Consider the following 11,977-nt stretch of genomic DNA (forward strand, 5'->3'; position numbering starts at 1 on the left):
AAAGGGGTTGGGCAACATGTCCAGCCCCTCTTCTTTAGTTAGTTTATAGTCCTAATTCGTTTCTTTCCTCTGAGGTGAACACTCGTGAACGGGTTAAAAATCGTTTTCCTTCTGGACCTTCAAGAGAAAACATTCCTCCGCGGCCTGCGACGACATCAATAATAAGCTGTGTATGCTTCCAATAGGCATATTGATCCTTTGCAATATAAAAGGGGGATTCGCCTATATGGCCAAGAAGAACATCTTGCTCTCCAACACGGAGTTCCCCTTCTTGGTAGCACATCGGAGAGCTTCCATCACAGCACCCACCAGACTGGTGAAACATTAAAGGACCATGAATTTTCTTTAGATGGTTAATAAATTCTAGAGTTGCATCGGTTGCGACGACTCGTTCAACCATCTGTATCCCTCCATTCTTGTTTAAAAGAATCCAAGTGCATCCTCACTATAACTTACAAGCATATTCTTCGTTTGTTGGTAGTGACTGAGCATCATCTTGTGATTCTCTCTTCCAATTCCTGATTTTTTGTAGCCGCCAAACGCAGCATGAGCAGGGTAAGCATGGTAGCAGTTTGTCCAAACACGTCCTGCTTGAATTTCACGACCGAAACGGTAAGCAGTGTTAATATTTCTAGACCACACACCAGCTCCTAATCCATAAAGCGTATCATTGGCAATAGCTAATGCTTCAGCATCATCTTTAAAGGTCGTCACAGACACAACTGGACCAAAAATTTCTTCTTGGAAAATGCGCATATCATTTTTACCAGCAAAGACTGTTGGTTGGACGTAGTAGCCATTTTCAAGGTCGCCCTCCAGCTGATTACGAGCACCGCCTGTTAAACAAGTTGCACCTTCTTGTTTGCCGATATCTAAATAAGATAGGATCTTTTCTAATTGTTCTTGTGAAGCTTGTGCACCCATCATCGTATCTGGGTCAAGTGGATTACCAGTCTTAATTTCTTTTACTCTAGCAATCGCACGTTCCATAAATTCATCATAGATAGACTCATGAATTAGCGCACGAGATGGGCATGTACAAACTTCCCCTTGGTTTAGTGCGAACATGACAAAGCCTTCTACAGCTTTATTTAAGAATGCATCATCTTTATCCATAATGTCAGAGAAGAAGATATTAGGTGATTTTCCCCCAAGCTCTAACGTGACTGGGATGATGTTTTCTGAAGCATATTGCATAATGAGGCGACCAGTAGTCGTTTCTCCTGTGAAGGCAACTTTAGCAATTCGGTTGCTTTGTGCGAGTGGCTTCCCAGCTTCTACGCCAAAACCATTGACGACATTTAATACGCCTTTTGGCAGGAGGTCTTCAATTAATTCTAATAATACAAAGATCGAAACAGGTGTTTGTTCAGCTGGCTTAAGAACAACGCAGTTACCTGCTGCAAGTGCTGGAGCCAATTTCCATGTAGCCATGAGAATCGGGAAATTCCAAGGAATAATTTGTCCGACTACCCCAAGTGGCTCTTGGAAGTGATAAGCAACGGTGTTTTCATCGATTTGAGATAGACTTCCTTCTTCAGCACGTATTACGCCTGCAAAATACCGGAAATGGTCGATCGCTAGAGGAATATCAGCATTCAATGTCTCACGCACAGCTTTCCCATTTTCCCATGTCTCGGTTACTGCAAGCATTTCAAGATTTTCTTCCATTCGATCGGCAATTTTATTTAAGATGTTGGCACGTTCTGCAGGAGAGGTTTTACCCCAGCTGTCTTTTGCGGCATGAGCAGCATCAAGTGCCAATTCAATATCTTCAGCAGACGATCTAGCTACTTCACAAAAAACGTTACCTGTTACAGGTGTGATATTTTCAAAGTAGTTGCCGCCTACAGGAGCTGTCCACTCACCATTTATATAATTTTCATAGCGATCCTTAAAGTTAATTAGTGCTCCGTCTGTGTTTGGATTTTTATAAACCATGTAAATTCCTCCTAAAAGTAGATTGATAGAGAATGGCCCATGAGAACAGGACCTAAATAACAGATGGTGAAAGCGATTACAAAAACAACTATCTAAATAAAGTTAAACAAACACATGCTAATATAGAAGTAGTAGAACTGTCTAGAAAGGAATTACCCATGTGAGAATTCAATTGTATATAAGTAAAACAGGATACTGCTCAAGAAGAGAGACAGAAAGATTATTAGCTGCTGGTCGTCTAACAGTTAATGGCAAAGTTGCTACGAAAGATTCCTTTGTTGAACTATCCGATTGTATCTTGTTAGATGGTCAACCTATTCCGATGAAAGAGCGTAATATTTACCTTTTGTTAAATAAACCAACGGGCATTATATGTACGGCCCAACGGCAAGTGAAAAATAACTTAATTGATTACATGAACTACCCAGAACGTATTTTTGCAGTGGGTAGGCTGGATAAAGAGTCTCAAGGTCTGCTGTTATTAACGAATGATGGAGATATTGTTAATAAGCTAATGCGTGTAGAAAATGGCCATGAGAAAGAATACGTTGTAACAGTTGATCGTGCCTTTCCAGATTCCTTTATGGAGAGTATGGCATCTGGTGTTGAAATATTAGACCAGGTGACCAAACCATGTAAGGTGACTAGAGTCGACGATCAAACATTTAAAATCGTTTTAACCCAAGGTCTTAATCGTCAAATTAGGAGAATGACAAAAGCATTTGGTTACTATGTGACAAGGCTTGAAAGAGTTCGAATTATGAATCTTACTTTAAGTGGATTGCCATATGGAAAATGGCGTGAATTAACTGGCGAAGAAAGAAACGTCCTGATGGAGAGTCTAAGGTGAAAGGGCATAGAAGTTGTTCGTACCACCTCCTAGAACTAGTGTACTAAATAAACTAGAACTTGTCGATTGTTATTTTATTTTTCTGAAAATTACCTTTAATAGGATATAGATTCCCTTTACAAGATTGATAGAGTCATGTATATTAGAAAGCAAGTTTATAATGAAGCTGATGAGTTCAATTGAGAGGCAGCTTTTTGCGAGAAGTGATCATTAAAGATCGTTCCTCGCAGAAAGCTGTCTCTTTTTTTATTCTTATCGGTAAACGCTTCCATGAAAGGGGTAAGGTACATGAGTGTCTATTTAGCGGAATTAATTGGTACAATGATTTTAATTATTTTTGGAGGAGGAGTTGTAGCAGGTGTCGTTTTAAAGAAATCAAAAGCAGAGAACTCTGGATGGATTGTTATTACGTTTGGATGGGGATTTGCAGTAGCTTTTGCGGTTTACGCGGTAGGTGGTATTAGTGGAGCCCATCTTAATCCTGCTGTTACACTCGGTTTAGCATCAGTAGGGGAATTCTCATGGAGCTTAGTTCCAGGCTATATTCTCTTTCAGGTGATTGGAGCCTTTATAGGTGCAGTTATTGTCTTCGTTCACTACTTGCCTCATTGGAAGGAAACACAAGATCAAGGAGCTAAATTGGCTGTATTCTCTACAGATCCAGCGATCGCTCACACACCTTCAAATTTGCTTAGTGAAGCCATTGGAACAGCTGTTTTATTATTTGGGTTACTAGCTATCGGTGCAAATCAATTCACAGAAGGACTTAATCCATTAATTGTTGGGTTCTTAATTGTTGCTATTGGTCTTTCATTAGGAGGAACGACTGGTTATGCGATTAATCCAGCTCGTGATTTAGGCCCGAGACTTGCACACTTTCTTCTACCGATTGCAGGAAAAGGCACGTCGAACTGGAAGTATGCATGGGTACCCATTGTTGGACCAGTAATGGGTGGCGTGCTAGGTGCACAATTTTATCATATTATCTTTAATGGCGGATCAATCATCCCGCTCTTTGTCTTAATTACTATCCTGTTGATCATTAGTGCTGCTTCAAAAATGATGCCGGCTACATCAGAGGTAACCACACACTATCAAAATAACGTAAAAGAAATCTCATAAACAAAAGAGGAGAGAAAATAAATGGAAAAAACATACATTCTATCACTTGATCAAGGAACAACAAGCTCGCGTGCTATTTTATTTGATGGTAACGGAGAGATTGTTCATTCTGCTCAAAAAGAATTTACACAATATTTCCCAAAGCCTGGTTGGGTAGAACATGATGCAAATGAAATATGGGGGTCTGTTTTATCTGTTATTGCTAGTGTCTTATCAGAGTCAGATATAAAACCCAGTCAAATTGCTGCGATTGGTATTACGAATCAACGTGAAACGACTGTGGTTTGGGATAAGCATACAGGTAAGCCAATCCACAAAGCAGTCGTATGGCAGTCTCGTCAAACAGCTGATATATGTACTGAGTTAAAGGGAAATGGTTATAATGACTTATTCCGAAATAAAACAGGCTTACTCATTGATGCTTATTTCTCCGGGACTAAGGTGAAATGGTTACTTGATCACGTAGAAGGAGCACGTGAGCGAGCTGAAGCGGGAGATTTATTATTCGGGACGATTGATACATGGCTCATTTGGAAATTAAGTGGTGGAGCAGCTCATGTTACGGATTATACAAATGCTTCTAGAACATTGATGTATAACATTTATGATTTAAAGTGGGATGATGAATTACTTGAAATCTTAGATATTCCAAAATCCATGTTACCTGAGGTTCGTTCTTCTTCTGAAGTGTATGCAGAAACGAAAGGGTACCATTTCTTTGGTGAACAAGTACCGATTGCTGGTGCTGCTGGTGATCAACAAGCTGCTTTATTTGGGCAAGCATGCTTTGAAAAAGGAATGGCAAAAAATACGTATGGTACAGGCTGTTTCATGTTAATGAATACGGGAGAAAAAGCAGTCAAATCAGAGAGTGGCCTATTAACAACGATTGCTTGGGGAATTGATGGGAAAGTAGAATATGCGCTTGAAGGAAGTATTTTTGTTGCTGGTTCAGCGATTCAATGGCTACGAGATGGAATGCGTATGGTCAATCAAGCAGCTGATACTGAAGGCTATGCGGCTAAAGTCGATTCTACAGAGGGTGTGTACATGGTGCCGGCATTTGTTGGACTTGGCACTCCTTATTGGGATAGTGAAGCCCGTGGAGCGGTATTTGGTTTATCAAGAGGTACAACAAAAGAGCACTTTATTCGTGCGACTCTTGAATCGCTAGCTTATCAGACAAAGGATGTCTTGCAAGCGATGGAGGCTGATTCTGAGATTCGACTAAGAAAACTTCGCACAGATGGTGGAGCTGTTAAGAATAATTTCTTAATGCAGTTCCAAAGTGATATTTTAAACGTTCCTGTTGAGCGTCCTGTTGTAAATGAAACGACTGCTCTTGGCGCAGCTTACCTTGCGGGGCTTGCTGTAGGGTTTTGGGGAGATAAACAAGAGATTGCAACAAATTGGAGAATGGATCGTTCTTTTGAAGTGCAGATGGATGAGGCGACACGCACGCCATTATATGAGGGTTGGAAGCAGGCTGTTAAGTCAACGATGGGTTTTAAACCAAACTCTAAGTCTTAATTACCCACTTGCAATCATTTACGTTCACAAAGAGACTTGCTATACTTGGTGTAAGTTAATAAATAGTCTATGAGGAGAGGGCTACAACTTTTTTGATTGATGAGTCAGTCAAGTCTAGTTGTAGTCTCTTTTTTTTATCTTAGGAGTTTCGTGCTACAATTATCAAACATGTCATAGTGAGGGTGATTAAGATGGATTTTAATGGGCAAAAGGTTTTACCTGCTATTAAGAGGATGAAGGATTTTGAGAAGGTGATTTCAAATAACGATGAATATATGGTTATGCTAGATCTTCATATCGCCCAACTTGGAGCGGTTATGAGTCATGTACGGAAAGCTGGAAAGAAAGTGATTCTTCATGCAGACATGATCCAAGGTTTACGAAATGACAAATATTCAACAGAGTTTCTATGTCAACAAGTCAAGCCTGCTGGTCTCATCTCAACACGAGGAGATGTGCTAAGAACAGCGAAGAAGAATAATGTAATGGCTATTCAACGTTTATTTCTCTTAGATACGATTGCACTTGAAACTAGCTATAAATTAGTCGAACAAATTGAGCCGGATTTTATTGAGGTATTACCTGGAGTCATCCCTCAATACATTGAGAAAGTTCGTAAAGATACGAAGACTGAAGTGATTACAGGAGGCTTAATTGAGACGGAAGAAGATGTGATGCGTGCATTTGATGCAGGAGCTCGGGCAATTACAACATCTAGAGAAGACTTATGGAAATTCAACTCGATGAACTAAAGAAGGCTGCAAGTTTTAACTTGCAGCCTTCTTTTCAGATTGGTGGCTTATTGATTTTTCTTTATTTCCTACTAAAATGCCTGCTAAGATAATTATTACTCCCACCCATTGAATAAAAGTGACTGCTTCACCAAGAACGATAAAGGACATGAATACAGCTACTGGGAGTTCGGCAGAGGTTAAGATCGTCCCCAGGCCTGATCCGATATGGGGCATGCCAATTGAAAATAATAAAGGTGGCAAGGCAACTCCAAATAAACCTAACATAAACCCGAAAAATAAAATATCAGCTGATAAAGTTGCGTGAAGCAAAGTTGATGGTGGAAATACAAACAGGACCAAGATTAAACTGCCTGTTGCAAATAACGTACTCCGTTGAATAGGCGGAAGAGATACGCCAACCGTTCCGCTTAAATAAACAAATAAAGAAAACGTAATCGAAGAAAGAAACCCCCAGAAAGCGCCATTCCAGGTAAAAGAAGTATCTCCATGTGTAAACATTCCTGCTGCGAGTAACGACCCAAACAATAAAATAGCGATGGATAGTAGCTTTAGTCTGCTTGGTCGTTTTCCCTCTAGCACCCATTCAAGTAATGAACCAACCCAAACAAATTGGAAAAGAAAGATAATAGCAAGAGATGCGTCTAATGTTTGTAGTGCCTGATAATAAAATAAGCCTGTAAGGGCCATCGGTACACCGGCTATGAACATCAACATTATTTTTTTGAAAGGTAGTTTGGTTTTAGGTGAAAAGAGGAAAATAATCCAAAGGAAAACGATACCAAATATAAATTGACTCAATGTCACAACACTGAGGGTATAACCAGCACTATAAGCAAGCTTTACAAAGGTAGATAAAATGCCAAGACAACAACCACCGATAAAAACAAGTAATGGATAGATCCATAATTTCATCGAGGAAAGCTCCTTTCTTATTACAATGAGTAGCCTAAACAAACAAAAAACCACACAGCTACAACAAGTAGCTGTGTGGCGAAAATAAGAGAAAAACCTCTTAGAAAAATCCACTCCTATAGGCATAGGTTTTGATTTGAATATATGATACCTTTATTTTAGAAGGGGGGACAAGCTGTTGTCAAGATCATGTAATTATATTTGAAATTTTCAGAAAAATAATGTTTTTCTATTAGCTTGTTATAATTAAGTAGATATTAAAAAATTGAGGTGAGCAGATTGACTGAAAGCATTTTGAATGGATTAAATTGGGTCGTTGACAGTGGGAATAACCTACTGTGGACGTATGTGTTAATCGCTTTATTGCTAGGATTGGGCGTCTACTTCACGGTTCGTACGAATTTTGTACAAGTACGATTATTTGGAGAAATGTTCCGTGTTATCGGTGAGAAAAAGGATGGAGAGAAAGGAATATCTGCATTCCAAGCTTTCACCATCAGTACAGCTTCCCGTGTTGGAACAGGGAACTTGGCAGGGGTTGCCATTGCGATCGCTCTTGGAGGTCCAGGGGCTGTATTTTGGATGTGGGTGATAGCTCTCATCGGTATGGCAACAGCATTTATTGAAAGTACTTTAGCTCAAGTATATAAAGTGCGTGATGGTGATCAGTTCCGTGGTGGACCTGCCTATTATATGGAGAAGGCTTTAAATAAGCGAGGTTTAGGCATTGCTTTTGCTATTTTAATTACACTTTGTTTTGGATTAATCTTTAACGCGGTTCAAGCAAATACCATCACATTAGCTTTTGAAAACGCATTTAATGTTGATCGTCTTATCATTGGAGTTATTGTAGCGGCTATTGCGGGGGTAGTTATCTTTGGTGGCGTTAAGCGAATTGCAAGCGTTACACAGATTGTCGTACCAGTGATGGCCATTATCTATTTAGTTATTGCTTTCTTTATTGTGTTAACGAACTTCACGCAAATTCCAGCTGTGTTTAGTTTAATCGTCTCTAATGCTTTTGGGTTAAATGAAGTCATTGGTGGGGGAATTGGGGCTGCGATTATGCAAGGTGTACGTCGCGGATTATTCTCGAATGAAGCTGGTATGGGTAGTGTCCCGAATGCTGCAGCGACTGCCAATGTAAGTCACCCAGCAAAACAGGGGTTAGTACAATCATTAGGTGTATTCGTCGATACAATGATTATCTGTTCTGCCACTGCTTTTATGATTCTTTTAACAGATGTTTACCAAACTGGCGAATCAAACGGGATTGTGTTAACTCAAAATGCATTAAGCCAACATATTGGTTCATGGGCACCAAGTTTTGTAGCCATTGCTATCTTACTATTTGCCTTTAGCTCGATCATCGGGAACTATTATTATGGTGAAACAAATATTGAATTCATTCGTGAAAGCTCTTCATGGAAAATGGTGTACCGAGTAGCAGTATTATTAATGGTGTTATTTGGTTCAGTTGCTGAAATTATTTTAGTATGGAATATGGCTGATTTATTTATGGGCTTAATGGCTGTATTAAACTTAGTGGTAATCTTCCTAATCGGTAAGATTGCACTTGATGTTCTAAAAGATTATACAGCTCAACGAAAAGCCGGCAAAAATCCTGTCTTCTATGCTAAAAACATAACTGGATTAAAAAATACAGAATGTTGGGATGAGCAAGCAGAAAAGGAACGTCAATAAATCACATGGATGACACCTATCAATTTTTGATAGGTGTTTTTCATTTTAAAAACCACCCATAATCTCTCAACTTGTCTCATATATAAAAGGTGAGGGAGTGGGGCTTGTATGAATACGTTTGTAAAAGGTGCGATCTTACTCATTATCGTCGCATTTGTAGGTGAATGTCTTGAATTTTTAATAAACATCGTCTTAGCAAGAGAATTAGGTGAAGAAGGACTTGGTTTATATATGTCCATCTTGCCTACTGTGTTATTTGTCGTAGTGATTGCAAGTTTGGAGTTGCCAATATCGATTTCTAAATTTGTAGCGGAAAAGGAAGCTATTTTTCATCGAAGTATGATTATTCACGCCTTACGATTTGCAGCGGGGTGCACAATCATCTTTAGTGCCATTTCGTTCGTTATTTTACCAGTTATTCCGGTATTTGATCGCTATCATCCTGCTACTCCATTTCTATTTATCATTTTAATTCCGATAATAGCCTTCTCTTCTGTTGCGAGAGGATACTTTATGGGAGCTCAAGTTATGCGAAAAATTGCGATTGCAAATTTTTTGCGACGTGCAGGTCAGCTTATACTCCTAGTACTTGTTTTTTCATTTTTCTCTTTTGACACTCCTACAGCTATTTTTATTTCATTATGTACCTTAATAGCAACAGAAATGATCGTGCTAACGTACTTAATGATTGCTTTTTATTTACAAATGAATGAATTGAAAAAACACCCACAAGCAAAGCTTGATGGGCCAAAAGTGAGAAAAGCCTTACTGAAAATATCTTTACCGACAACCGGTCTTAGAATCTTTCATGCAGCATCATTTGCAATCAAGCCGTTTCTAATTAAAGAGGCGCTAGTCAGAGCTGGAATGATCGATACGATGGCGATGATTCAATACGGAAAACTAGCAGGGGTTGCTTTTACGATTGGCTTCTTTCCTGCTTTTATTGCCCATTCTTTATTAATTGTCTTAATTCCAGCTGTTTCTGAAGCTTACGCTAAAGGAGATCTAGAGCGCCTTCAAAAATTATTAAGAAGAGTGATGCTCACAACCTTTGCATATGGGATTCCAGCTGTTTATGTTTTTTATTTTTATGCTGAACCCCTTACAAATTTGTTTTTTGAGGAATCTCCTGCAGCAGGTTATTTACAATTGTTAGTGCCTTATTTCTTATTTCACTATTTCGTGATGCCAATGCAGGCTTATTTAATAGGCCTTGGCCTTGTGAAAGATGCATTTTGGCATGCGGTATGGGCGACCACATTATCCTTCATTCTCATGTTTGTGCTAGGTTCAAGACCGGAATTTGGCATGGGGGGAATTATTATTGGGATGAATCTCGGTGCAGTATTGCTTACTCTCATGCATTATATGACAATTACTAAAAAAATTGGGTTAACCATTGGTTTGCGTAAAGAAAGACCATGATGATTGATTGAAAAAGATGAGCAACCGTGTTCATCTTTTTTATTTTTAGGGTAAAGAGAAATGAAAAAAGGTAAAAAAATTGTCGAAAAAACAATTGACGAATTTGTATATACAAGATAAAATGAAAACGTAATCACGACATGTATATACAAGGTGTGAGAATGACACATATTTACCCGAAGATATTGGGAAACTATATGAATAATATCAATCAGCCTCATCTTTTATATTCGAAATGAAAACGCTAACAGAGGGGGAAGAGAAATGAGTGCTAATAAAGAAGCTGCTAAGCAAATACTCGAAGCCATTGGTGGCGAAGAAAATATTGCATCAGCTACTCATTGTGTAACACGTCTACGTTTTGCCCTACATGACGAGGGGAAAGTAGATAAAGAAAAGCTTGAAAATATTGATGTTGTTAAAGGTTCATTTGCAACGAACGGCCAGTTCCAGGTGATTATCGGACAAGGACTGGTTGATAAGATCTTTAAGGAATTGAGTGATTTAGCTGGTATTTCACAGTCTTCTAAAGAAGATACTAAAAATGCAGCATCGAAAAACTTAAATCCCTTACAACGTGCAATTAAAGTATTAGCGGATGTCTTTATCCCGATTTTACCTGCGATTGTAACAGCTGGTTTATTAATGGGGGTTAATAATATTTTAACGGCCCCTGGTATTTTTGGAAGTGAATCACTTGTTGAGATGTTTCCACAATGGGCAGATTTTGCTAATATCATTCATTTAATTGCGAACACCGCCTTTGTCTTCTTGCCAGCATTAATTGGTTGGTCCGCAGTGAAGCGGTTTGGTGGAAATGAATTACTCGGGGTAGTACTTGGTTTAATGCTCGTTCATCCAGACTTGCTAAATGCTTGGGCATACGGAGAGGCCTTAGAAGCTGGAGAAATACCTTATTGGAACTTATTTGGATTTGATATCGCTCAAGTAGGTTATCAAGGACAAGTTCTTCCGATTTTATTTGCATCGTTTGTACTTGCTAAAATTGAAGTATTTCTTAAAAAACGTATTCCAGATGGATTCCAATTATTAGTCGTTGCTCCTATCGCGTTGCTTGTAACTGGTTTCTTATCTTTCATCGTTATCGGTCCTATCACATTTGCTATTGGTAATGGAATTACAGATGTATTTGTAGGTATTTTTGATAACTTTGCTGCTGTTGGTGGTTTATTATACGGGGCTATTTATGCGCCTCTTGTTATTACAGGTATGCACCACACATTCCTTGCAGTTGATTTACAATTAATTGGAAGCACCGGTGGAACATTCTTGTGGCCGATTGTTGCGCTATCAAATATTGCTCAAGGTTCTGCAGCTCTTGCTATGTACTTCGTTTTACGAGATGACAAAGTAAAAGGTTTATCGTTTACATCTGCTGTTTCAGCTTATCTTGGGATTACTGAACCGGCTATGTTCGGGGTTAACCTACGCTATCGTTTCCCATTTATTTGTGCGATTATCGGTTCAGCGATTGCAGCTGTGTGGATTACCATTAATGCTGTAACAGCTCCTGCAATTGGTGTAGGTGGCTTGCCAGCGGTCTTCTCGATTGAAGGCGGAAAATGGTTAGTGTTCTCTATCGGTATGGTTATTGCATTTGTAGTACCAATCGTCCTAACGTATCTATATGCGAAAGTACGTAAGCCTAATCTTTAAGGATAATTGGAAGTAATGATTGAAGCCATTTGTAGGTCAGCTTATTCATAAGTGAATA

General features: G+C 39.0%; 10 protein-coding genes. 7 read left to right on the top strand and 3 right to left on the bottom strand.

Annotated elements, in window-relative coordinates; translation table 11 throughout:
• Window positions 1-43: 43 nt before the first annotated feature.
• Entirely contained in the window at window positions 44-400 is a 357-nt protein-coding gene (locus RYX56_RS15535; protein ID WP_317122968.1) for a DUF779 domain-containing protein, read from the bottom strand.
• Window positions 401-420: 20 nt separating this feature from the next.
• Complete coding sequence (gene adh / locus RYX56_RS15540) at window positions 421-1,941, bottom strand: aldehyde dehydrogenase (protein WP_317122969.1); 1,521 nt, start codon at window positions 1,939-1,941, stop codon at window positions 421-423.
• Window positions 1,942-2,101: 160 nt separating this feature from the next.
• Here adh and RYX56_RS15545 point away from each other — a divergent pair, with 160 nt between their 5' ends.
• The 4 genes from RYX56_RS15545 (at window position 2,102) to RYX56_RS15560 (ending at window position 6,195) form a co-directional block, all read left to right on the top strand.
• Window positions 2,102-2,791 (top strand): pseudouridine synthase, encoded by a 690-nt coding sequence (locus tag RYX56_RS15545; RefSeq protein WP_317122970.1) that lies wholly within the window; start codon window positions 2,102-2,104, stop codon window positions 2,789-2,791.
• A gap of 288 nt (window positions 2,792-3,079) precedes the next feature.
• On the top strand, window positions 3,080-3,913 hold the full coding sequence (locus RYX56_RS15550; protein WP_317122971.1) for an MIP/aquaporin family protein: 834 nt from the start codon (window positions 3,080-3,082) through the stop codon (window positions 3,911-3,913).
• A 21-nt stretch (window positions 3,914-3,934) separates the two neighbouring features.
• Window positions 3,935-5,443: a glycerol kinase GlpK gene (glpK, locus tag RYX56_RS15555; protein ID WP_317122972.1), complete on the top strand. Its 1,509-nt coding sequence runs from the start codon at window positions 3,935-3,937 to the stop codon at window positions 5,441-5,443.
• 191 nt (window positions 5,444-5,634) lie between these two features.
• Complete coding sequence (locus RYX56_RS15560; protein ID WP_317122973.1) at window positions 5,635-6,195, top strand: glycerol-3-phosphate responsive antiterminator; 561 nt, start codon at window positions 5,635-5,637, stop codon at window positions 6,193-6,195.
• 15 nt (window positions 6,196-6,210) lie between these two features.
• Here RYX56_RS15560 and RYX56_RS15565 read toward each other — a convergent pair whose 3' ends face one another.
• Entirely contained in the window at window positions 6,211-7,110 is a 900-nt protein-coding gene (locus RYX56_RS15565; protein WP_317122974.1) for an EamA family transporter, read from the bottom strand.
• 279 nt (window positions 7,111-7,389) lie between these two features.
• Between RYX56_RS15565 and RYX56_RS15570 the strand changes: the two genes are divergently transcribed.
• The 3 genes from RYX56_RS15570 to treP all read left to right on the top strand — a co-directional run bounded on the left by RYX56_RS15570 (window position 7,390) and on the right by treP (window position 11,919).
• Window positions 7,390-8,814 carry an alanine/glycine:cation symporter family protein gene (locus tag RYX56_RS15570; RefSeq protein WP_317122975.1) on the top strand — a complete coding sequence of 475 codons (1,425 nt, stop codon included), beginning with the start codon at window positions 7,390-7,392 and terminating at the stop codon, window positions 8,812-8,814.
• Between the two features lie 108 nt (window positions 8,815-8,922).
• Window positions 8,923-10,242, top strand: coding sequence for a polysaccharide biosynthesis protein (locus RYX56_RS15575; protein WP_317122976.1), 1,320 nt, complete (start codon window positions 8,923-8,925; stop codon window positions 10,240-10,242).
• Between the two features lie 264 nt (window positions 10,243-10,506).
• Window positions 10,507-11,919, top strand: coding sequence for a PTS system trehalose-specific EIIBC component (gene treP, locus RYX56_RS15580; protein ID WP_317122977.1), 1,413 nt, complete (start codon window positions 10,507-10,509; stop codon window positions 11,917-11,919).
• Window positions 11,920-11,977 lie beyond the last annotated feature (58 nt).

It is taken from the genome of Alkalihalophilus lindianensis (genome assembly GCF_032843265.1).
Taxonomy (GTDB): Bacteria; Bacillota; Bacilli; order Bacillales; family Bacillaceae_D; genus Alkalihalophilus; species Alkalihalophilus lindianensis.

What these genes read in the sequence shown, in the direction of transcription:
- RYX56_RS15575 (WP_317122976.1), top strand. Translation starts at nt 8,923, where the DNA reads ATGAATACGTTTGTAAAAGGTGCGATCTTACTCATTATCGTCGCATTT.
- RYX56_RS15565 (WP_317122974.1), bottom strand. Translation starts at nt 7,110, where the DNA reads ATGAAATTATGGATCTATCCATTACTTGTTTTTATCGGTGGTTGTTGT.
- treP (WP_317122977.1), top strand. Translation starts at nt 10,507, where the DNA reads ATGAGTGCTAATAAAGAAGCTGCTAAGCAAATACTCGAAGCCATTGGT.
- RYX56_RS15535 (WP_317122968.1), bottom strand. Translation starts at nt 400, where the DNA reads ATGGTTGAACGAGTCGTCGCAACCGATGCAACTCTAGAATTTATTAAC.
- RYX56_RS15550 (WP_317122971.1), top strand. Translation starts at nt 3,080, where the DNA reads ATGAGTGTCTATTTAGCGGAATTAATTGGTACAATGATTTTAATTATT.
- adh (WP_317122969.1), bottom strand. Translation starts at nt 1,941, where the DNA reads ATGGTTTATAAAAATCCAAACACAGACGGAGCACTAATTAACTTTAAG.
- glpK (WP_317122972.1), top strand. Translation starts at nt 3,935, where the DNA reads ATGGAAAAAACATACATTCTATCACTTGATCAAGGAACAACAAGCTCG.
- RYX56_RS15560 (WP_317122973.1), top strand. Translation starts at nt 5,635, where the DNA reads ATGGATTTTAATGGGCAAAAGGTTTTACCTGCTATTAAGAGGATGAAG.